Consider the following 21,980-nt stretch of genomic DNA (forward strand, 5'->3'; position numbering starts at 1 on the left):
TCTTTTATTTTTTATAAACGAACCCTAGAATAAGTAAAATTAAATAACGATTTTCGTTTATTTGATTTTAAAAAGTTAGTCATCTAGATAGGTGCATTCAGAAAAATTGAGTTTAGTTCGTTAAAGTAACGAAGAATTCAAAATTTCAAATAAAAAAAGAAGGAGTTCGATTTAATGACCAAGTATATTTTTGTAACAGGTGGCGTTGTATCTTCAATAGGAAAAGGGATTGTAGCGGCTTCGTTAGGCCGATTGCTAAAAAATCGTGGCTTAGAAGTGACGATTCAAAAATTCGATCCGTACATCAACGTTGATCCAGGAACCATGAGTCCTTACCAACATGGAGAAGTTTTTGTAACTGATGATGGAGCAGAAACGGATTTAGATTTAGGTCATTATGAACGTTTTATCGATATTAATCTTAATCAATATTCAAATGTAACAACAGGTAAAGTCTATTCAGAAGTGCTAAGAAAAGAGCGCAAGGGTGAGTACTTAGGTGCTACAGTACAAGTTATTCCTCATATTACCAATGAAATTAAAGAAAAAATTATGCGTGCTGCTCAAACAACAGAAGCGGATATTGTGATTACAGAAGTTGGGGGAACCGTTGGAGATATCGAGTCTTTGCCTTTCCTAGAAGCTTTGCGTCAAATGAAAGCTGATGTTGGATCAGAAAATGTCATGTACATTCATACAACTTTGATTCCTTATTTAAATGCTGCAGGTGAAATGAAAACAAAACCAACGCAACATAGTGTCAAAGAATTACGTAGTTTAGGCATCCAACCTAATATTTTAGTTGTCAGAACTGAAAAACCTGTTCCACAAAATTTGAAAGATAAATTAGCTTCATTTTGTGATGTTGAACCAGAAGCTGTGATTGAGTCTCGCGATGTTGAAACTCTTTATTCGATTCCATTAGCGTTACAAGCGCAAGGGATGGATCAAATTGTCTGTGACCATTTAAAAATAGATGCTCCTGTTGCAGATATGACAGAATGGATTCAGTTAGAAGAAAAAGTGTTAAACTTAAAGAAAAAAACAAAAATTGCGTTAGTTGGGAAATATGTTGAACTACCAGATGCTTATTTATCTGTTGTTGAAGCTTTGAAACATGCTGGCTTTGATTATGATACAGATATCGAGATTGATTGGGTTTATGCAGAGCAAGTTACGACTGAAAATGTTGCAAGTCTCTTGGCTGATGCTGATGGAATTCTTGTTCCTGGTGGATTTGGTGACCGTGGCTTAGAAGGTAAAATTGCGGCAATTCAATATGCGCGTGAAAATAAAGTGCCATTTTTAGGTATTTGTTTAGGTATGCAACTAGCCTGTGTTGAGTTTGCTCGGAATGTAGTTGGTTTGAAAGATGCTGATTCAGCAGAAACTAATCCAACTTGCGAAAACAATATTATTGATTTAATGAGTGATCAAGAAAATGTTGAAAATCTTGGCGGAACATTGCGTTTAGGGTTGTATCCTTGTACGTTGGAACCAGGGACAGTTGCTGCTAAAGCTTACGACAATGTAGCTGTAGTTGAAGAGCGCCATCGTCATCGCTATGAATTTAATAATGACTATCGTGAAACTTTGGAAGAAGCCGGATTAGTCTTTTCAGGTTTATCACCTGATGGACGTTTAGTTGAAATTGTTGAATTGTCAGATCACCCATTTTATGTTGCGTGTCAGTTCCATCCAGAATTGATTTCTAGACCAACTCGTCCGCAAAAACTATTTAAAGCGTTCATTGGTGCTTCTGTAAAATAAAAATTTCTCCTCCTTAAACTGACAATTGTAGGTTTAAGGAGGATTTTTAAATGGTTAAATAAGTTTAAAGCTAAAAAAGTAGCAGCAAAATTGTTCCTTATTTTGCCATAAATCCCAGAAAGATTCTATAAGATTAGAGATGTCCTATTGTATTTTTAGATTTTATTTTCTATTATGGTAATAGGTGTTCAATCATTTACCTAAATTAAAAATAAAACGAATAAAAAATAGACGATAACTAAAAGTGAGGGCAACTAAATGAAAAAACTAATCGTCAATGGCGGACGTCCATTGTCAGGCGAAATAACTATTAGTGGTGCTAAAAATAGCACGGTAGCTTTAATTCCAGCAGCGATTCTAGCCGATTCCCCAGTAACATTGGAAGGCGTACCAGATATTCAAGATGTCCATTCATTAATTGAGATATTGGAAATAATGAATGTTAAAGTTGACTTTGATGGCTCAACACTTGTGATTGATCCTACAAAAATAGTCTCAATCCCGATGCCTAGTGGCAAAATAAAAAGTTTGAGAGCTTCCTATTATTTTATGGGTGCTTTATTAAGTAAATTTGGTCAAGGTGTCGTTGGACTACCTGGTGGCTGTTTTTTAGGCCCTCGTCCTATTGACCAACATTTAAAAGGGTTTGAAGCTTTAGGCGCTACAGTAGACAATGAACTAGGCGCGATGTACTTACGTTCTGGAGACGAGGGATTAACTGGAGCTCGAGTTTATTTGGATGTTGTTTCAATTGGTGCAACAATTAATTTAATGCTGGCAGCAGTTCGAGCAAAAGGCAAAACTATTATTGAAAATGCAGCTCGCGAACCAGAAATTATTGATGTTGCCACACTATTGAATAATATGGGAGCTAAAGTTCGTGGGGCTGGAACGGATATTATCCGTATTGAAGGCGTAACGGAATTAAAAGGCTGTCGTCATACCATTATCCCAGATAGAATTGAAGCGGGTACTTATTTATCAATGGCAGCTGCAATGGGAACCGATGTTGTTGTGAAAAATGTTATATTTGAGCATCTAGAAGGTTTAATTGCAAAGATGGAAGAAATGGGTGTACCCATGGAAATTGGGGAAGACAGTATTCGAGTATTAGAAGCGAAAAATCTGAAGATGGTTAGCATTAAGACCTTACCTTACCCTGGATTTGCCACAGATTTACAACAACCATTAACGCCACTATTATTAAAGGCTCATGGCGAAGGGATGATTGTTGATACCATCTATCCAAAACGAGTGAAACACATCCCAGAACTTGTTAGAATGGGTGCTAAAGCCAGAGTGGAAACGGATATGATTCTATTAGAAGGTCCAACTAAGCTAAAAGGCGTCGAGGTTGAAGCGAGTGATTTACGTGCCGGAGCTTGTTTAGTGACAGCTGGTTTGATGGCAGAAGGTACGACAACCATTACAGGTGTTGAAAATATTTTACGTGGCTATGACCATATTGTAGAAAAATTAACTGCCCTTGGCGCAGATATTAAAATGATAGAAGTAGAAGACAAATAAGAAGGAGTTGCACGAATGGGTGATTTACTAACGCTAGCAGAACTAGAAAAAAAGACACTAAAAGAACTTTATACATTTGCTAAAGACTTTAAAATTCCTTATTATAGCCAAATGAATAAAAAAGAATTGTCTTTAGCCGTTCTCCGTGCCCAAGAAGAGAAACAAGGTTTCTTTGTTGCTGAAGGTGTATTAGATATTGTTTCTCAAGAAGGGTTTGGCTTTTTACGCCCAATTAATTATACTCCGAGTCAGGAAGATATTTATATCTCAGTGTCACAAATTAGACGTTTTGGTCTAAGAAATGGGGATAAAATTACCGGTAAAGCTAGACCACCTAAGCCTTCCGAACGTTATTACGGGTTGATGCATGTCAATGCGGTCAACGGGAAAAATCCTGAAGAAGCCAAAGAGCGCTCACATTTTCCAGCCTTAACGGCACTTTACCCAGAACGTCAAATGAAATTAGAAACAGAACAGGTTAAAATTTCGAATCGAATGATTGATATTTTAGCACCAGTTGGTTTTGGACAACGTGGTTTAATTGTGGCTCCACCAAAAGCTGGGAAAACAATTTTATTAAAAGAAATTGCGAATGGCATCACAAAAAACTATCCAGATGCAGAATTAATTATTTTATTAATTGATGAACGCCCAGAAGAAGTAACGGATATTGAGCGAAGTGTCAAAGGCGATGTAGTTTCATCGACTTTTGATCAGCAACCCGAAAACCATGTTCGTGTAACAGAACTTGTTTTAGAGCGTGCTATGCGCTTAGTCGAAGACAAACGGGATGTTATTATTTTAATGGACAGTATCACCCGCTTAGCTCGGGCCTATAATTTAGTAGTTCCGCCAAGTGGACGAACGTTAAGCGGTGGGATTGATCCAGCAGCCTTTTATCGACCAAAACGCTTTTTCGGTGCAGCACGTAATATTGAAGAAGGCGGTAGTTTAACCATTTTAGCAACAGCCTTAGTCGATACAGGTAGCCGTATGGATGACATTATTTATGAAGAATTTAAAGGGACTGGGAACTCCGAGTTGCATCTTTCACGAGAACTTTCTGAGCGCCGTATTTTCCCTGCTATTGATATTAAAAAATCAAGTACACGTAAAGAAGAATTGCTAATGCCAGGTGAACGATTAGAAGAGATTTGGAAGTTACGTCGTTTAATGACAGGCGATTCATTAGAGTTTACAGACAAATTTATTAAGATTTTACGTAAAACCAAAACGAATGCTGATTTTTTTGCTAGTTTTAGCGAAGAAGCCTTCGGTAAAGGGCGAACCAATCGAACAATCCGAAAATAAAGCTTGAAATAAAAATAACGATAATGTGGAAATTGCATTGCAATCATCACCAAAGCGTGGTATTATTTTAATGTTGTCGTAGAGACAAAAATAACTCTGATCCAGCAAATGAATCAGGGCAAAGGGAGCGTACAAACTATGAAACAAGGAATTCATCCAGATTACCATCAAGTAGTTTTCATGGATACAACAACAGGTTTTAAATTCAAGTCGGGTTCTACTAAGCACTCACAAGAAACTGTTGAATGGGAAGATGGTCAAACATACCCATTAATCCGTGTCGAAATTACATCTGATTCACATCCATTCTACACTGGGCGTCAAAAATTCACCCAAGCAGATGGTCGTGTCGATCGTTTCAACAAAAAATACGGTATCAAAGACAAAAACGCTGCAGAGTAATTCTGATAGCTTAGAGAAGTTCTTAAAACGTTGTTTCGACAACGATTTAAGGGCTTTTTTTTATTGAAAAAGGCTTTCTAAAATAAATTAGAAAGCCTAGGGAATTACAAAAGCTCCTCTAGCTGTTTTTCAGTTAGAAGGGTTAAACTAGAACCTTTAGCAATCAGTTCTCTAGCCTTGCGCTGTTTGCTACTAAAGCCATCTGCACCTACAATCGATAAGTCTTGGACTCCTTCAACTACATAATCAGTCTTACCAGAAACTGCGGATTTAATGATACCACCTCTTTCAACGACAGCTTGCATCAATTCATCTTTGGCTTTCTTAAATTCACCAGTAAAAACAAAGGATTTTTCTGAAAAATCCGGATGGCTTAATTGACTATTTTCTTGAATAGCATTGATTTGATTTAAATCGACACGATTAAAGTTAGCAGTCGATGTACTAGGTTTCTTAAAAAATTTACTTGCTTTCAATTCAGAGAATTTTTTTGATGTAACAGTAGAATAAGCATTAAGATACTCAAGGCTAGAAGCTTTGTTTTTTTCTTTAGTTGCAGCAATAATTAATTTTCCACAAGCAAGCGCATCAGAAAGTGCATTGTGATGTTCCTCAATAATGATATTAAATCGTTGACAACGTTCTTTTAAACCACTTGGAATTCTTTCGCCAGCGCAAGCTTTAGTACTATAATTAATGGAATCAAAATAAGAAAAATCTTCAATTGGAAGTTGATAATAGTGTAAGACTTCATGAAGAACGGACATATCAAACTGAGCATTATGAGCACTGACAAAAGCACTCGAACGAATTAAGGTTTGCAATTCAGGCCAAATATCTGGAAATTGCAAGGCGTCACGCGTATCAGAGCTGCTTAGCCCATGAACAGCAGTATTAGCTGTGGAATAACGGTTATGAGGCGGTTGGATTAACCAATAATGAGAGTCAATAATTTCAAGATCTTTAATTAGAGCCACAGCTACAGAACAAGCAGAGTAGTTATTATTAGTGGCAGTTTCAAAATCAATTGCTAACACATCATATTTTTTAGTCATAAAATCAGACATTGTATCGCTCCTTCAATTTAGATGAGTTTTTAGCACTAGCCAACTCAACCAATTATTTTTTTGATGAACATATTACTTTTATGATAACATAGTTTACAAAATTAAAAAATAGCTGGTGGAACCCATATTAGTAGGAATCAATTTAAGAATTTGGTATGATTAAGAAAAAGAAAGAAGGAATGAAAATGACTTACAAAGTGACATTTCATACCATTGATGGGAAAGCAATTGTTGTAGATGATGTGGAAGCTGAAAATCAAAATGAAGCTTGGCAAGAAGCCTGCGAACAAGATCGAGAAAGCTTTATTATTTACGTTGCGAGTAAAGAAACAACCTACAAAGTGTATAAGCAACATTTAGTAAGCATTGAAACGAAAGATAAAACGGCGGCGGCAAGGAAAACTAGTGAAACGACAATGACGGCAATTGATGCATTATCAAATATGGGCTTTTAGTAAAAAATAGATAAAATAAATAATTAAAGAGTAATTAGAAGTTTAGATTACTTTGGCGATACACTATACCTGACACCTATTATTTCCCAGGAAATAATAGGTGTCAGGTATAGTTGAATTCAAAAAGAGACTGAGAAAACTATTCTCGGTCTCTTCACTATTCTCAATAATCTAATTGTCTTAAACGCAATTTTATGGCTGTTTTATCAATGGATTCTATTTTATACAATCTTAATTTTTTTTCGATTTTTAATTTTTCTTTAGATTCATGACTAAATAAGTCCATGACTGCTTCAATAAGATATCCAAAAAGAGAAGGAATACCAGCACCACCAAGTTCTATCCCCAATAACTCAGTTTCACTTAACTGGCTTTTTGCATACTCGCGAATATCCTTACAATAGTCACCCTTAATAACAAACTCTTCTTCCTTGTTATCAAAAGCTGTTAATAAATCCGTTGAGTTGTGTACTTCAAACATAGTTTATCTTCTCCTCCATGACTAAACTAGTGTATAAATCAATAAGAAAGCGGTTTATACATCTCATTAAATCTTACTATGGTTTGGCTTAGTAGTCAAATAAGCGGAAAACTAAAATAGTTAAATTTTCCGCTCGTCTTCTGATCCAAAATATTGATGCAAAGGCTTAGCAGGATTTTCTAGTAACTCACTAATTGTAACAAACTGATAGCCTTGCTGTTGCAGTCCTTTGAGCGTATTATCTAGACTTTGTTGAGTAGTCGGATAAATATCATGCATCAAAATAATTGCTCCATCATAGGCTCCACTTAATGCCCGATTCGTAATTCGTTTTGGATTTTTTATTTTCCAATCCTCCGTATCTACAGACCATTGAATAATCGGTTTATAAAGAGATTTAGCAACAGATGAGTTAATTCCTCCATACGGGGGACGAAAGTATTTTGGAAATTGTTTAGTTGCTTGATAAACAGCAAATTGCGTTTTTAATAGTTCCTCATCAAGGTTGTTTGGATTGAGTCCAGTTAGCAGAGAGTGATTCCAAGAATGATTGCCAAGTTCATGTCCGTCAGCTAAAATTTGATTTAATAAATCCGGATGGTTAGCAGCTTCTTGTCCTAAGACAAAAAAAGTTGCATGAGCATTATATTTTTTTAGACTATTTAAAATAGCTGGTGTCACCTCAGTTTTTGGACCATCATCAAAAGTTAATGCAATTTTTTTACCGGGTCTAAAGTGTGAATTAGTAGTGGGTGGTAACGTTTTGTTTAGTGGTAGAAATTCAGGATTCACTAAATTGGCAATAGCTTCAATTGGGTAACTAATTTTTTCAAGCCCCAATGAATTTTTTTTAAGTGGGATAGTTAGATTATCAGCATCGTAAGTAAAATTGGAATCTGTCCAATCATTTGGGTAGTCTAAGTTGCCAATCTCTTCTATTTTTTCAAGTGAAATAGTCTGATTAGACATAATTATTTCCTCACCACGTTGTTTCAATTCATCTGCTAAGGAGTCATTTGATTTGAAAATATCGCCTAAAACGAATTGTTTACCGGTTTTATTCGTTAACACAATCGGTGCATTTTTTTTCTGGTTCATTTTACGAAAAGAGCCCTCTTTTTTTGCAAATAAACATCCTGAAACGGTAAAATTTTGCGTAGGCTCTTGTGTTTTTTTTGTTTGAAACGTTAAATAAACTTCTGAATCAGTAAGCTCATTTTTTTTACGGCTTTCTTTTAGCAATTGATGACTAAGCTTAATCATTTCTTTTTCAATCAATTCATTAGGTTGCTGTTTTTCATCAGTTGGAATAAAGAAATGGAGTGTGCCTTCTTTTACTTGTTTCTTTTGATAGGTGAAGGGGTTACCGGTTTTGCTTTCAGCTTGTTTTATTTGTTTGAAGGTTTTTATTTTTTCTGCGTGTATTTTTTTAGTAGTTAAATGATTTTTAAAAAGCAAGCTAGCTCCTAAAAATAACACTAATCCTAAAATGCTAATAGATATAATCTTTGTACGGCCTTTAATCAATATTAAACCCTCCGATATAAAATAACGTAATTCTTATGGTTTTATTATCTCAATGTAGACACTATTATGCAAGATAATTTATTCTGGTGGCAGATTTTAACTCTTTCTTAAATAGCTAAAAACTAGAGTTTGGGCTAAAATAGAAACAGATAAAGAGCTGAGGAGTGAATGATAAATGAATAAGAAAATAAATGTCGGTGTTGTTTTTGGTGGAAAGTCAACAGAGTATCATGTTTCTTTACAATCTGCTAAAAATATTTTAGAATCGCTGGACCGTGATAAATATTCTGTACATCTTTTTGCTTTTTCAAATGAGGGGAAATTACTAAACTTTGACGAATCAGAGCAATTATTGATTGGAGACGGCGAAACGGTCAACAATCATGGAAATGAAACGACTCTAAGCCATTTAATTAGTCAACCTTTTGACAATCAAGCCAATGAAATTGATGTTTATTTCCCTATAGTACATGGTAACTTAGGTGAGGATGGAAGCATTCAAGGCTTTTTTAGATTATTAAACAAACCGTTTGTTGGGAGTAGTGTACTAAGCTCTGCTCTGTGTATGGATAAAGATTTTAGTAAACAAGTTTTAAACTATAATGGCTTTAAAACAGCTAAAAGTATCACTGTCAAAACTGGTGAAATAGCTCCAGATCTAGTCTCTCAAGTAGAAAATGAACTAGGTTTTCCAGTTTTTATTAAGCCTGCTAACCAAGGTTCATCAGTTGGTGTTAGCCGTGCAGTCGATCAAATTAGTTTCAAGAATGGGCTGATAGAAGCCTTTAAATATGATTCTAAAATTATCATTGAAGAAGAGTTAATTGGTAAGGAAGTTGAATGTGCCGTGCTAGGCAATGGAAATCCACTAGCTTCTAATCTAGGCAGTATTTCAACTGATGAATCCAATTTCTATTCTTATGAAGAGAAATATTTAGATGAAAGTGGAGCTGTGTTAGAAATCCCAGCTAAAATATCTGAAGAAAGTACACTTAAAATAAAAAAATTAGCCCTTGCTGCTTATAAATTATTAGAATGTAAAGGCTTGGCTCGCATTGATTTCTTTTTGACGAATCAAGAAGAAATTTATATAAACGAGGTGAACACATTACCAGGATTTACAAATATTAGTATGTATCCTCAATTATGGCAAGCTTCCGGCATCTCATATGGTGGCTTAGTGGAAAGATTAATTCAATTGGCGCTGGAAGAATTTGCTAAAGAAGCAAAAATCCAACGAAAAATTGACTTAAATCAGGTGAACTAAATGAAAATAAAACGTCTACAAGCAATTGAATTTAGACAAAATGGAGACTATGCTGCGTCTTGTCAACTATTAAAAGAATTAATTGCTCAAAATCCAGATAATGCTGAACTTTTATATCAATGTGCTTGGAGTCATGATACGGCGGGCTTAGAAGTCGAGGCTGTTCCGTATTATGAAAAGGCTATCCAGTTGGGCTTAGAAGAGTCTGATTTAAGCGAAGCCTATTTAGGATTAGGCAGTACCTATCGGACAATTGGTGCATACCAAAAATCAAAACAACTCTATCTCGAAGCCTTAAAAAAATTTCCAGAAAATAAAGTTTATCCAATTTTTCTAGCGATGACTTATTACAATTTAGCAGAATACAGCCAAGCAATGGAGCTTTTATTGCGAACTATTAGTGAGATAGAAACAGATTCTGAAATTAAAACCTACCAAAAAGCAATTGCTTTTTATGCGGATAAGTTAGATCAAATCTGGTAGAGTAGATAGTGAAAAAAGACGTACCACTAGCTTTCTGATAGCTAGGGCCGTCTTTTTCTATTTTATATAAACCAAATTGGTTGTTTTCAAATTAAGTGATACGGATGGATCTTGTTTGTTGGCGCTTAGCACCTAAAATTTCTTTACCAGCAGATAAGTCTTTTAAAAGTGTTTCTTTGTCTAACTTTGGTTCTTGTGGTAAATAATAAGCCGATAGTTTGTCAATATCCATGACAACGACGCTAGGGGGATTGTTTTGAATTCGAACGTTAAATAATTCACCATTGACTTTATCTAGTGTCATACGCTCCATTTCCTCTTGTAAATAAAGTTTTAAGCGTTTAATCATTTTTTCCAGTGTTTGCTTTCGTTTTGTTAACCGTCTAATTTCAGTTTGAAAACCAATTAATTCAGCTTCTAAATTTTTGATGACTTTGGCTGTGTTTTCAACTTTTAAATAAATGGTTTCCTCTAATGCTTCTAAAGTATCCTCCAGTACTTGTGTAGCAATCTCTTCCTCCTCAGCCAAACCCAATAGCTGCTCATACTGTCTTGTTAATTCATAAAGGCGCAAAATGTTCACCTCCTTTTCTTCTTCTTAGTATAGCTTATTTTAGGCATAATGCGAGCAGAAAAATCGAAATAAGTAGGTTGGAAAATGAGTCATCGATTTGATTATGTGAATTTAATTTAAATCTGTTATAATAAAATAACGATTAGAAAATTGCGTCAGTCAGGCCTTTAGAATATATGAAAGTTAGGTGGAGTATGTTAAAAATTGAGCGGATGTTTGCTATTTTAATCCGATTATTACATAAAAAAATAATCCCAGCTGAAGAATTAGCCCTAGAATTTAACGTCAGTAAACGCACCATCTATCGAGATATGGATTCCTTATCATTTGCAGGAATCCCAGTCGTTTCATTACCCGGTAAAAATGGTGGCTTTACATTAATGGAGAATTATCAGATTTCACATTTTACATTTGCTGAGACAGAAAAATTAAGTCTACTAGCTGGCTTGAAAATGCAAGAAGAGCTGCTACAAGTCCCGCACTTAGGAGATTTAATTCAAAAAGTAGCTTTATTGACAACCGAAAAAGCTGCAGATTCTTCGCCAATTTCATTAGCCAGCGCGACACAGCACCGACCTGAAATTGATGCTTTTGTTAAAGAGCGTTTAGAGCAAATATTGCGCGCCTTGACAGAGGAAAAAGAGCTTATGATTGATTATATTTCAGGAACAGCCGAGACCTCAAAACGTAAGATTCAACCATTAGAAATTCGTTTTATTAATGGAAGTTGGTATTTAGATGCCTACTGTTACTTACGTGAGGGCGAACGTCAATTTAAATTAACGCGCATAATGGAATTAGAAGAAGTCAGTGGAGTAGATCGTTTTCAGCCTAAAAGTCGCGAAACTAATAGGCAAGAAGAAACGGCCAAGGAGCAGGCTATATTTATATTTGATGGGAATCAACTAGGTAAATTAGTAGATTTTTATGTTGAAGAAGAATTGACCGAATTACCTGACGGTCGGATTCAAGTCACGACCCTAATCAGCCCTAGCCAAAATTATATTCCTTTTCTGCTTACATTTGGCAAACATCTTCAAATTATCCAACCAGAATGGCTCAGAGAGCAACGCCAAGTTGAAATTAAAGCTATGCTTGAAAGCTGACAGACTGCTGTCAAGGTAAGGCTGTTATAGTTAAGGAACAACAAGGAGGTTGTTACTATGCAAAGAAAATTAACAGAAAAAAAAGTATATGGAATTACGGGTCGTGCGAATAATAGTAATCCAGCGCCAATTGGTATCGCGTGGCAAAAATTTGTGAAAATAAAACCAGCAGGCGAATGTTATGGAATTTATACGAATTATGCAAGTGACTACCGAGGCGATTACGATTTTATCCTAGCTAGTCCAGTTCAATTTGAAACAGCAGAACCAGTTGTTTTAGTTGCAGGAGACTACTTGGAATTTGAAGTGTTAGAAGGCCAAGCAGGTGTAGCCAAAATGTGGGAGAAAATCTGGAGCATGGATATAAACCGCGCCTATACAACTGATTTTGAACATTATCAAAATGATGGAAAAGTTAAAATTTATATTGCGTTAAAAATGTAGCTGAGAGACATTTATCGAATTAAAGCACTGAAAGGAATGAATAATGTGTTTGTTATTATTTACTTTTAGTGCTTTTTTATTTTTCAACAAAAGAACCATTCTAGTAAAGTTAAAAAATTATTCGCCAACAACTATTTAAAAAAATGTCGCCTTTTTACAATCCTTTTGCTTATGAATTTGTTATACTACACTAAATAAGTGATTTGGAGGTCAAAAGATGAAACCTGAATATCAATGGATCGAGAAACTTATAGCAACATTACCAGGAGCAGAAATCGTTTATAAAGATGCATGGCAAGCCTTTACCTTCCTTATTGGCGGAAAAATATTTGCTATTTTAGGAACGAGTACCGGAGAAAATCTTTTAACAATTAAGGGCGATCCTGCCAGAAATGAAGAATTGAAAGAACTGTATTCAGATATTATTCCAGGTTACCATGTCAATAAAACCCATTGGATTTCAGCGAAGTTAGCTAGTCCAGAAATACCCCAAGCTTTGCTAGAGAATAGTTTAGAAGCCGCTTATTTTTTAGTTTTAGGTAAGTTACCAAAGAAAGTCAGAGCGCAATTTGAAACTGAAAAAGACTAACGAGGGTAGTTTCACTCGCAAGCCACTAGAGAAAAAAGATAAATTCCCAAAAAAGTAAAGAGACACTTTTCTTGGAATTTCCTATTTTTCAGGCGTGGCTAAAACTGCGAGTTCAACATACTAACAAGGAGGAACTAAAAATGAAATTAGATATGATTGGTATTATTGTGAAAGATATGGAGAAATCATTGGATTTTTATCGAACATTAGGATTTGAATTCCCAGTTACGGCGAATCAAGAAGACTACGTCGAGATTAATCAAGGAGGCATCCGCCTTTCTTTTAACACGGAAAAAATGGTGACACCAATTTTTGGCGAACAAGAAGAGCCTAAAGGACAACGGGTTGAATTGGCCTTTTTATGCGAAAGTAGCGACGAACTCAATCAACTCCATGAAAAAGCTATTGCTAAAGGCTATAAAAGTGTAAAAGCACCTTGGGATGCCTTTTGGGGACAACGTTACTGCATCCTGGAAGATTGTGATGGAAATTTAATTAGTTTATTTTTCCCATTAAGTTAATCAAACTTTAAAAAAGCTTTCTGTATAAATTTTACGCGTTAAAATTTATCAGAGAAGCTTTTTTATGATTTTAGACAGAGATAAATCTGGAAAATTTACTTTTTCAAAAAAGTTCTTTATACTAAGTAAGAGAATAAAAGTTGGAGGGTCACAAATGACAAAAAAATATGATTATATTGCAATTGGCGGAGGAAGCGGCGGGATCGCTTCAATCAATAGAGCTGCTAGTTACGGAATGAAATGTGCATTAATTGAAGCGAAAGAATTAGGCGGCACCTGTGTCAATGTGGGGTGTGTACCTAAAAAAGTGATGTGGTATGGCTCACAAATCGCCGAGGCTATGAAACTTTATGCACCAGACTACGGTTACGATGTTACTGTGGACAATTTTGATTTTAAAAAATTAATTGCTAGTCGTGAAGCTTATATTGACCGTATTCATCAATCTTACGATCGTGGTTTAGCTAATAATAAAGTTGATGTCATTAAAGGTTATGCGACCTTTGTTGACGAACACACAATCGAAGTCAATGGTGAATTATTGACAGCAGAGCATATTTTAATTGCAACAGGAGGCAAACCAACTTGGCCAACGATTCCAGGTGCTGAACTGGGAATTGATTCAGATGGATTTTTCGCTTTAGAAGAGTTGCCAAAACGAGTAGCTGTTGTAGGAGCAGGTTATATAGCCGTTGAAGTAGCTGGTGTGTTACATGGTTTAGGTAGCGACACACATTTATTTATTAGACATGACAAACCATTGCGTAGTTTTGATCCCTATGTTGTGGATGGCTTAGTTGAATCCATGGCTAAAGAAGGACCAACATTGCATCCTCATTCATTAATTAAAGAAGTTACTAAGAATAAGGATAAAAGCCTGACGTTACACTTGAAAAATGGTGAAAGTTACGTTGTTGACCAAGTCATATGGGCAATTGGGCGGACTCCAGTAACAGAAACCTTGAAATTAGAAAATACAGCTGTGACCTTAACTGAAAAAGGTCACATTAAAGTTGATAAATTTCAAAATACCTCTGTTGCAGGAATATATGCAGTCGGTGATATTACAGGGCATTTAGAATTAACCCCTGTCGCTGTAGCAGCAGGACGTCGATTATCCGAACGTTTATTTAATAATAAACCTAATGAACACCTAGATTACCGCAATGTTGCCACAGTCGTGTTTAGCCATCCTCCAATTGGAACAGTTGGTTTAACCGAACCGGCAGCAATTGAAAAATATGGTGAAAACCAAGTGAAAGTCTACGAATCAAGCTTTACTTCGATGTATACAGCTGTGACTGAACATCGCCAATTATGTCGTATGAAATTAGTTTGCGCTGGACCGAATGAGAAAGTTGTCGGTCTCCATGGAATTGGGTACGGAGTGGACGAAATGATTCAAGGCTTTGCAGTAGCAATTAAAATGGGCGCAACAAAAGCTGATTTTGATGATACTGTTGCCATTCATCCAACCGGAGCAGAAGAATTTGTAACAATGCGTTAATCCATGAAAATGAAAAATACCCGCTAGCTTGGAAAGAAATTTCTCTAAGCTAGCGGGTATTTTAGTTAATAAGTTTTAACAGGAGGAGCTTGATAAGCGGTAAAATGTTTTAATAATTCGGCAGGTGATGTAGCAATTGAGATACCTTTTCGACTTTCAGCAGTCATAAAACCAGTTTCCACCATTTGTTTAAAATGTCCTTCCAAATGCGTATAAAAACCGGCACTATTTAGAATACCACAAGGTTTTTGATGTAAGCCAATTTGTCCCCAAGTAAAAGCTTCAAAAAGTTCTTCCAAAGTTCCAGGACCACCAGGCAAAGCAATAAAACCATCGGCTAATTCCAACATTTTTTCCTTCCGTTGGTGCATATTATCGACAATAATTAATTGGCTTAAATGTTCATGAGCAATTTCTCTATCCTTAAGAAAGGTCGGCAATACGCCAATAACAGAGCCGCCATTTTCCAAAACAGCATCGGCAACAATACCCATTAACCCAACATTTGATCCACCATAGATGAGTTCAATATTTTCTTCTGCAAGCAATGCCCCTAATTTTTTAGCATCCTCAGCAATAACAGCTTGATTCCCAAGCTTGGACCCACAATACACAGCAATACGCTTCATTAAAACACTTCCTAACTAAAAAGTTTGTTGAGCCGTTTAGCTCCGGCAAGAAAATAGGAAAAATTGATAGGACGTTTTTTGTCCTCTCGAATTTTTATCTTTTTCTCGAGGAGTTGGCTCATAAGAACTGGCCTTGATAAAAAGTTTGTTGAGCCGTTAAGGCCTGTCAGAAAAATAGGGAATTCCAATAAAAGTGTCTTTTTACTTTTTTGGGAATTCATCTTTTTTCCGAAGGACTGGTTCAAAAGAACTGGCCTGATAAAAAGTTTGTTGAGCCACCAGCCAATACTCTCAATTCATTCTATCCAGTATATCAAATACCACTTAAAAAAAATAGGTACTTTTTGGTAGAATTATTTAGTCAGAGATTCTTTATATTTTTTAGGTGAGTTGCCCCAAAAAGCTAAAAAACTGCGATTAAAAGTTCGGATTGAAAGATACCCACAAGCTTCTGAAATAGCTTCTATTTTTTTCGTTGAACAAAGTAAGAGAGAGCGGGCAAATAACATTCTGGTAAATTCTAATAAGGAGTTAAAAGTCATCGAAAACTCATTCAATAAGATTTGATTAATAGATGTTGGGCTTGCATAAAAATATTTAGCCGCACTTTTAACTGAAATATCTTTCATATAATTTGTCGTAATATATGTATAAATCTCATACGACATTGTATTTTGAAAGCGAAAAGAATTTGATTCATGAGTAAAGGCCCTTTGTTTTAACTTACTAGGTGAGCAACCAATCAAGGCTTTAAATTGTTTATTAAAACTAGGAATCGAGCTGTATCCAACATAGTTTGCAACATACGCAATCGTTAACTCATCGAATTTTAGTAAAGCAACCGCGTTATTCATACGAATGCTCGCTAGATTTTCAGTAAAGGTTTTTCCAGTCAGTAGCTTAAGCCTTCGATTAATTGTTTGAGGTGTTGTTTTAAATTGATTGGTAATTTTGGTTAAAGTCAGTTCCTCACTAAAATGAAGACTTAAATATAGAAGAATATCAGAACTTGTCTTGCGTAATTCTTTTTCGGCTTCTCTTTGTTGACGAACGCTTCGCTCAAACCAAACAATTACTTGATACAAATCAGAAACAAGGGAGAGCTCATAAAAATTTTGTTGCTGTTGATATTCAGTAAAAGCATGGGAAAAAACTTGATTTAAGTACAGAAAATCTTCTCCGTGGCTAGTAAGAGCAGGTGTATCCCAATATTCAAAAAAACGCAGGTGCTTTTCAGTTGTTTGAGTTGTAAATGTTGAAAATAAAATTAAATTTAAGGACAGCTGAAAGGTAATAAAATGCAACTCCTCCTCAACTTCCTGTAAGTGGTAAACATGATAAGAAAAGAGCCACAATAAACTGCCTTTTTTTAAAGGGTATTCCTGGTCATTTACTTGCATAGAACCTTGACCTTGGGTAACAAAAATAAATTGGATATACATTTGGCTCGCTTTAGTCGTAGGTTGTCGATAAATCTCTTTAGTAACAATAAAATCGCTCATAGAAAATTCTGGTAGTTGATTCATGGTTCTAACTCCTTTTGTTGATTTAGGATAAGTAATAAGGAATATCTGTCCGATAAATTAGTTCTAAATAGATTATACTATAAATATATTGTGAATGTTTGTTCAAACATAAATGGGAGGTCAGTAGTATGAGTAAAAAAGTTTTTGTATTAGGTGGGACTGGATTTTTAGGGTATTATACAACAAAAGAATTATTAAAAAGAGGCTATCAGGTTGTAACAGCAGCATTACCTCCATTACCAGAAGAAGGCTTATTGCCTGCTGAAGTGGAAATCACATTAGGAAATATAAATGAGATGTCAGATGATGAAGTTCTAGCATTATTAAAAGGTTGTGAAGGATTTATATATGGTGCCGGAGCAGATGAAAGAATGGTTCCAAAAAAACCAGCTTCAAAATTCTTTTACGAAGCAAATGTCTTACCAACACAACGATTAGCCAATCTAGCAAAAAAAGCTGGCGTCAAAAAGTTTGTCGTTTTTGGTTCATATTTTGCTGAATTCGCTGAACGATTACCTGAAGAAAAGTTAAAAGCTGAAGCTTATCCAAATACACGTCTGCTTCAAGAACAAATTGCTTTCGCTGAAGGAGATGGAAGTATGGTTGTCACCTCGTTACGATTGCCTTATATTTTCGGAACTATGCCTGGTAGAATGCCACTTTGGAAAATGTTTACTGATCAAATTAAAGGTCAAGCCGTTTTCCCAGCACTAAAAGGTGGAACAGCCATGGTAACAGTTGAACAAGTTGCAGAAGCAGCCGTTGGTGCGCTAGAAAATGGTGTTCACAGAACAACTTATGCAATCGGTGATACAAACATGAAGTATCAAGAATTTTATCAAATGATGGTGGATGCTTTAGGACAAGATACTCAAGTACCAGTTGTGTCATATGAAGACGTAAAAGCAATTTATGAAGGCATTGATCTAGAAGCTGATAAAGCTGGACTTGAACACGGTATTCATTCAACAAAATCAGCTAAAATGCAAGAATACGATTTATATTTAAATCCAGAAGATACGTTTCCAATTTTAAATGTTAAACGCTATGATGTCATTGCTTCAATTCAAGAAACTTTAAAACGCTGTGTTGAAGACTAAATAAATCCAAAATTTTAACAAAGAGAACGAGTTCTTTTTGTTAAAATTTTTTTGATTAAACGAATAAAAAAATTATTTTGAGCACCTATCTTGCCAAAAAAGATAAATGAGAGTAGTATAGTTGATGGGTCAACTATACAAGATGAAAGGAAGTAGCATATGACGATTGAATGTGGTCGCTATTCGCGTCTTTTTTATAAAATGAATTTGCTTTATAAAGAAATGAATGGTGCCTTTGAAGAAGAAACAGGTATTAGTTATACGAAGTTAGAAATTCTTTATCAGATTTCTCAAACAGCTAATATGTGTCAACAAGATATTCAACAAAAACTCGGCATTGATGCAGCTAGTATTACTAGACATTTAAAAAAACTTGAAGAAGAAAAATTGATTACGCGCATTAAAGATCAAGAAAATAAACGCTTTTTACGAATTGCTTTAACACAAGATGGCCAAAATCAACTAAAAAAGTTAATTGCTGAAAAAAATCAATATGAAGAACAGATTTTTGCAAATCTATCGCTAGAACAAATCGAAGTCTTAGAAGGTACGTTTCATCAAATATCTCGTAATATAACGAATAAAAACTAAAGAATAAAAAAACACTTAAAGACGAAAGGAAGAGAGTATATGAAAGCAGTTATTATTGAAAATTATGGTGGAAAAGAAGAGTTGAAATTAGCAGAGGTGCCAACACCAAAAGCTGAAGCAAACCAGGTAATTATAAAAGAAGAAGCAACCTCGATTAATCCAATTGATTGGAAATTACGTGAAGGGTATTTAAAACAAATGATGCCTTGGGAGTTTCCAATTATTTTAGGATGGGATGTTGCCGGAACAATTAGTGAAGTTGGAGCAAATATAACGGACTGGAAAGTTGGCGATCGTGTCTTTGCACGTCCTGAAACAACTCGTTTTGGAACATACGCAGAATACACAGCAGTTGACGAAAATTTACTTGCCAAAATTCCTGAGAATGTTACTTCCTCAGAAGCAGCAGCAGTTCCATTGGCTGGTTTGACAGCATGGCAAGCATTATTTGACCACGGCAAACTTAAAGCTGGAGAAACTGTCTTAATTCATGCTGGAGCTGGTGGTGTTGGAACGTACGCTATTCAATTAGCTAAACAAGCAGGTGCTAAAGTAATTACAACAGCTAGTCAAAAAAATCATGACTTAGTTAAATCTTTAGGTGCTGATCAAGTGATTGATTATCGAACTGAAAACTTTGTTGAGCTATTAAAAGATGTAGATGTTGTATTTGATACAATGGGTGGTGCTAGTCAAATCGACAGTTTTAAAGTCTTGAAACCTAAAACAGGCCGGATGATTTCAATTGTTGGAGCTGCTGAAGAAGGTTTAGCTGAAAAATATGATGTTTATTTTGATAGCATTTGGTTAAAACCGAATGGCGAACAGCTAAGTAAAATTGCGGAATTAATGGAAGCTGGTAAAGTCAAATCCATTATTGGAGCAACCTTCCCGTTCTCACAAGAAGGCCTATATGATGCACATGCACTAAGTGAAACACATCATGCTGTTGGTAAAATTGTCATTGAATTTAAATAAGAGAGTGTGGAGAAAAATATGGAAACTGTAGCGTTTATCTTGGTACTCATTGTCGCTTTAGAGCATGTCTATATCATGGCTTTAGAAATGTTTTTTTCGACAAGTGAAAATGCCCAAAAAACATTTGGCTTAAAAAAAGAATTTTTACAACAAAAAAATGTCAAAACCTTAATGGCTAATCAAGGGTTATATAATGGCTTTTTAGCAGCAGGATTATTTTGGGGACTTTTCTTTGTACCTGCTGAATTTGCTTTAAGTGTTCAGTTATTTTTCTTAGGCTGTGTTATTGTTGCAGCCGTATACGGTTCATTAACAGCAAATAAAGGAATCTTAATTAAACAGGGGCTACCAGCGATTCTAGCTTTTATTTTCGTTTTAATTAGTTAATAGGCGAGTGTCATCCTTTTTACTTGTCAATTATTATGCTTAATAGTTTGAATTAAAAATTGCATTAAATTAGGAAAAAATAAACTGATGATTGAAGCTAAATCTAACTAGTGAATGATCTGGTTAAAAGGTTGTTGTTACTAAGCCTTTTGTACTATAAATAACATCTCTAATCGCTGAATAGTTTCTAATTTTTCAATTTTCTCTTTTATTAATAGAAAAATAGAAAAGAAAAAAATGAAAATAAGAGTATAATAGAATTATACTAGTTAGTCAAAGAATGACTTAACTAACATGCTCTTACCTATTTCAATAAATTACGTATTTTTTAAGGGGAAATTCGTCATTTTTCAGGTAAGTAATATCAGTTGTAAAAGTTTACGAATTTAATTCGTAAACTTTTTTTTATGTTAGTTTTTATGAGCCAGTCCTTCGAGAAAAAGTTGAAATTTCGAGAGGATAGGAAGCGTCCTATCAAATTTCCCTATTTTCTTGCCAGGGTTAAACGGCTCAACAAACTTTTTTGATTGACTTTAAATTCTTTTAGAAGGTCTAAATAGAATTTAAAGTCAATCTAAAAAGAGTGTGCTATAATTACGGTGAAATTGTTTCTGATTAACATAGTTAAATTAGTAGATGAATGGAGAATTAGTTTAATGAAAATAACGATTAAGGATGTAGCGAGATTATCAGGTGTTTCGATTACAACAGTTTCGCAAATCTTAAATCATAAAGGCGAACGTTTTAGTGCAGAAACGAAAAAAAAAGTCTTAGACGTTGTCGCCGAATATGATTATAAAGCCGATTATTTTGCCCAAAATATGATTAGTAAACGAACAAAAACGATTGGCATGGTTGTGCCAGATGTAACAGATCTATTTTTTTCTAAGGTCATTGAAGGTGTGGAAAACTACTTAAACGAGCTAGGTTTTATGATATTATTGTGCAACTCAAATCATAGTTCAGAAAAAGAAAATATCTATATTGATGAGTTGTTGCACCGTTCTGTGGAAGGGATTATTTTAGCCAGTCCTAATCCGATTCATGTTCCTAAGTTAATTGATGATCGTGGACGGAAAAAAATTCCTTATATTTTAATTGACCGTGGGTTAAATGAACGTGATGAGGGGAAATTAATCACGAATGAATTTCAAGGAGCCTATGAGGCAGTTGAATTGTTAATCAACCAAGGTCACACTAAAATTGGTATGTTGGGAAATGAAACGAGTTTTTATGAAATTACAGATCGTTTCCTAGGGTACCAAAAATGCTTAATGAACCATGGGATAGACTATCAAGAAAGATTTGTGACAAATGAGCCTTTAACCATTAAAGGTGGCTATGAAGGTGCACAAAAAATCTTAAAACAAGATGTAACAGCACTATTTTGTGGAAATGATCAGATGGCAGTTGGTGCTTATCGAGCAATTAATGAAGTTGGAAAAAAAATTCCTGAGGATATTTCAGTGATTGGCTATGATGGTCTAGAATTAACCGATTATATGGTACCTGCCTTAACAACAGTAAGACAGCCGATATTTGAAATTGGCTACTTTGCTGCAAAGTTCTTAGTAGATAACATTAATAATCCAAAAGAGAAAATTCCCAACAAATATTTTGATACAAAATTGATGAAAAAAAATAGTACCAAAAAGCTTGATTAATTTTCTAAATAATGCTAATATCACTTTGTTAGCGTTTTCCATAAATGTAAAACGTTTTACTTCTGGTAAAGAAA

The 21,980-nt window shown here is 35.0% G+C and carries 23 protein-coding genes; 17 read left to right on the plus strand and 6 right to left on the minus strand.

Annotated elements, in window-relative coordinates; translation table 11 throughout:
* Nucleotides 1-174: 174 nt before the first annotated feature.
* The 4 genes from MHI00_RS03645 (at nucleotide 175) to MHI00_RS03660 (ending at nucleotide 5,010) form a co-directional block, all read left to right on the plus strand.
* The gene (locus MHI00_RS03645; RefSeq protein ID WP_010051399.1) at nucleotides 175-1,770 is read left to right on the plus strand and encodes a CTP synthase; all 1,596 of its coding nucleotides are present in this window, start codon (nucleotides 175-177) and stop codon (nucleotides 1,768-1,770) included.
* Nucleotides 1,771-2,028: 258 nt separating this feature from the next.
* Nucleotides 2,029-3,297 carry a UDP-N-acetylglucosamine 1-carboxyvinyltransferase gene (locus MHI00_RS03650; RefSeq protein WP_015077303.1) on the plus strand — a complete coding sequence of 423 codons (1,269 nt, stop codon included), beginning with the start codon at nucleotides 2,029-2,031 and terminating at the stop codon, nucleotides 3,295-3,297.
* A 15-nt stretch (nucleotides 3,298-3,312) separates the two neighbouring features.
* Nucleotides 3,313-4,608 carry a transcription termination factor Rho gene (gene rho / locus MHI00_RS03655; RefSeq protein ID WP_010051402.1) on the plus strand — a complete coding sequence of 432 codons (1,296 nt, stop codon included), beginning with the start codon at nucleotides 3,313-3,315 and terminating at the stop codon, nucleotides 4,606-4,608.
* A 138-nt stretch (nucleotides 4,609-4,746) separates the two neighbouring features.
* Nucleotides 4,747-5,010: a type B 50S ribosomal protein L31 gene (locus MHI00_RS03660; RefSeq protein WP_010051403.1), complete on the plus strand. Its 264-nt coding sequence runs from the start codon at nucleotides 4,747-4,749 to the stop codon at nucleotides 5,008-5,010.
* Between the two features lie 104 nt (nucleotides 5,011-5,114).
* On the opposite strand, the gene MHI00_RS03665 is transcribed toward MHI00_RS03660, so the two are convergent.
* On the minus strand, nucleotides 5,115-6,077 hold the full coding sequence (locus MHI00_RS03665; RefSeq protein ID WP_341111164.1) for an exonuclease domain-containing protein: 963 nt from the start codon (nucleotides 6,075-6,077) through the stop codon (nucleotides 5,115-5,117).
* A gap of 185 nt (nucleotides 6,078-6,262) precedes the next feature.
* On the opposite strand from MHI00_RS03665, the gene MHI00_RS03670 reads away from it, so the two are divergent.
* Complete coding sequence (locus tag MHI00_RS03670) at nucleotides 6,263-6,532, plus strand: hypothetical protein (protein ID WP_010051405.1); 270 nt, start codon at nucleotides 6,263-6,265, stop codon at nucleotides 6,530-6,532.
* Between the two features lie 163 nt (nucleotides 6,533-6,695).
* On the opposite strand, the gene MHI00_RS03675 is transcribed toward MHI00_RS03670, so the two are convergent.
* Both MHI00_RS03675 and MHI00_RS03680 read right to left on the minus strand, forming a co-directional pair.
* Nucleotides 6,696-7,013, minus strand: a complete 318-nt coding sequence (locus MHI00_RS03675) for a hypothetical protein (protein WP_010051406.1) — start codon at nucleotides 7,011-7,013, stop codon at nucleotides 6,696-6,698.
* Between the two features lie 120 nt (nucleotides 7,014-7,133).
* Complete coding sequence (locus MHI00_RS03680) at nucleotides 7,134-8,540, minus strand: polysaccharide deacetylase family protein (protein ID WP_332489791.1); 1,407 nt, start codon at nucleotides 8,538-8,540, stop codon at nucleotides 7,134-7,136.
* Between the two features lie 175 nt (nucleotides 8,541-8,715).
* Here MHI00_RS03680 and MHI00_RS03685 point away from each other — a divergent pair, with 175 nt between their 5' ends.
* Nucleotides 8,716-9,807 (plus strand): D-alanine--D-alanine ligase family protein, encoded by a 1,092-nt coding sequence (locus MHI00_RS03685; RefSeq protein ID WP_135056535.1) that lies wholly within the window; start codon nucleotides 8,716-8,718, stop codon nucleotides 9,805-9,807.
* Nucleotides 9,808-10,290, plus strand: coding sequence for a tetratricopeptide repeat protein (locus MHI00_RS03690; protein ID WP_015077295.1), 483 nt, complete (start codon nucleotides 9,808-9,810; stop codon nucleotides 10,288-10,290).
* A 91-nt stretch (nucleotides 10,291-10,381) separates the two neighbouring features.
* On the opposite strand, the gene MHI00_RS03695 is transcribed toward MHI00_RS03690, so the two are convergent.
* Nucleotides 10,382-10,864 carry a siphovirus Gp157 family protein gene (locus tag MHI00_RS03695; RefSeq protein ID WP_010051414.1) on the minus strand — a complete coding sequence of 161 codons (483 nt, stop codon included), beginning with the start codon at nucleotides 10,862-10,864 and terminating at the stop codon, nucleotides 10,382-10,384.
* A gap of 194 nt (nucleotides 10,865-11,058) precedes the next feature.
* Between MHI00_RS03695 and MHI00_RS03700 the strand changes: the two genes are divergently transcribed.
* The 5 genes from MHI00_RS03700 (at nucleotide 11,059) to gorA (ending at nucleotide 15,031) form a co-directional block, all read left to right on the plus strand.
* Nucleotides 11,059-11,970, plus strand: a complete 912-nt coding sequence (locus MHI00_RS03700; protein WP_341111177.1) for a helix-turn-helix transcriptional regulator — start codon at nucleotides 11,059-11,061, stop codon at nucleotides 11,968-11,970.
* A 57-nt stretch (nucleotides 11,971-12,027) separates the two neighbouring features.
* Entirely contained in the window at nucleotides 12,028-12,414 is a 387-nt protein-coding gene (locus MHI00_RS03705; protein WP_119906820.1) for a GyrI-like domain-containing protein, read from the plus strand.
* 217 nt (nucleotides 12,415-12,631) lie between these two features.
* Nucleotides 12,632-13,003 carry an MmcQ/YjbR family DNA-binding protein gene (locus MHI00_RS03710; protein WP_015077292.1) on the plus strand — a complete coding sequence of 124 codons (372 nt, stop codon included), beginning with the start codon at nucleotides 12,632-12,634 and terminating at the stop codon, nucleotides 13,001-13,003.
* A 140-nt stretch (nucleotides 13,004-13,143) separates the two neighbouring features.
* On the plus strand, nucleotides 13,144-13,524 hold the full coding sequence (locus tag MHI00_RS03715; RefSeq protein ID WP_010051418.1) for a VOC family protein: 381 nt from the start codon (nucleotides 13,144-13,146) through the stop codon (nucleotides 13,522-13,524).
* 154 nt (nucleotides 13,525-13,678) lie between these two features.
* On the plus strand, nucleotides 13,679-15,031 hold the full coding sequence (gene gorA / locus MHI00_RS03720) for a glutathione-disulfide reductase (RefSeq protein ID WP_010051419.1): 1,353 nt from the start codon (nucleotides 13,679-13,681) through the stop codon (nucleotides 15,029-15,031).
* Nucleotides 15,032-15,096: 65 nt separating this feature from the next.
* Here the strand turns inward: gorA and MHI00_RS03725 are convergent, their stop codons facing one another.
* Together MHI00_RS03725 and MHI00_RS03730 are read right to left on the minus strand one after the other, a co-directional pair.
* The gene (locus MHI00_RS03725) at nucleotides 15,097-15,660 is read right to left on the minus strand and encodes an LOG family protein (protein WP_010051421.1); all 564 of its coding nucleotides are present in this window, start codon (nucleotides 15,658-15,660) and stop codon (nucleotides 15,097-15,099) included.
* A 353-nt stretch (nucleotides 15,661-16,013) separates the two neighbouring features.
* Entirely contained in the window at nucleotides 16,014-17,186 is a 1,173-nt protein-coding gene (locus MHI00_RS03730) for an AraC family transcriptional regulator (protein WP_341111188.1), read from the minus strand.
* Nucleotides 17,187-17,314: 128 nt separating this feature from the next.
* On the opposite strand from MHI00_RS03730, the gene MHI00_RS03735 reads away from it, so the two are divergent.
* The 5 genes from MHI00_RS03735 to MHI00_RS03755 all read left to right on the plus strand — a co-directional run bounded on the left by MHI00_RS03735 (nucleotide 17,315) and on the right by MHI00_RS03755 (nucleotide 21,906).
* Nucleotides 17,315-18,286, plus strand: a complete 972-nt coding sequence (locus MHI00_RS03735) for an NAD-dependent epimerase/dehydratase family protein (RefSeq protein WP_015077288.1) — start codon at nucleotides 17,315-17,317, stop codon at nucleotides 18,284-18,286.
* 159 nt (nucleotides 18,287-18,445) lie between these two features.
* The gene (locus MHI00_RS03740; RefSeq protein WP_010051427.1) at nucleotides 18,446-18,877 is read left to right on the plus strand and encodes a MarR family winged helix-turn-helix transcriptional regulator; all 432 of its coding nucleotides are present in this window, start codon (nucleotides 18,446-18,448) and stop codon (nucleotides 18,875-18,877) included.
* Between the two features lie 39 nt (nucleotides 18,878-18,916).
* Nucleotides 18,917-19,855, plus strand: a complete 939-nt coding sequence (locus MHI00_RS03745) for an NADP-dependent oxidoreductase (protein WP_010051429.1) — start codon at nucleotides 18,917-18,919, stop codon at nucleotides 19,853-19,855.
* Between the two features lie 18 nt (nucleotides 19,856-19,873).
* Entirely contained in the window at nucleotides 19,874-20,242 is a 369-nt protein-coding gene (locus tag MHI00_RS03750) for a DUF1304 domain-containing protein (RefSeq protein WP_010051431.1), read from the plus strand.
* Between the two features lie 656 nt (nucleotides 20,243-20,898).
* Nucleotides 20,899-21,906: a LacI family DNA-binding transcriptional regulator gene (locus MHI00_RS03755; protein WP_010051432.1), complete on the plus strand. Its 1,008-nt coding sequence runs from the start codon at nucleotides 20,899-20,901 to the stop codon at nucleotides 21,904-21,906.
* Nucleotides 21,907-21,980 lie beyond the last annotated feature (74 nt).

The sequence above is a fragment of the Carnobacterium sp. FSL E2-0243 genome, from assembly GCF_038003605.1.
Classification (GTDB): domain Bacteria; phylum Bacillota; class Bacilli; order Lactobacillales; family Carnobacteriaceae; genus Carnobacterium; species Carnobacterium maltaromaticum.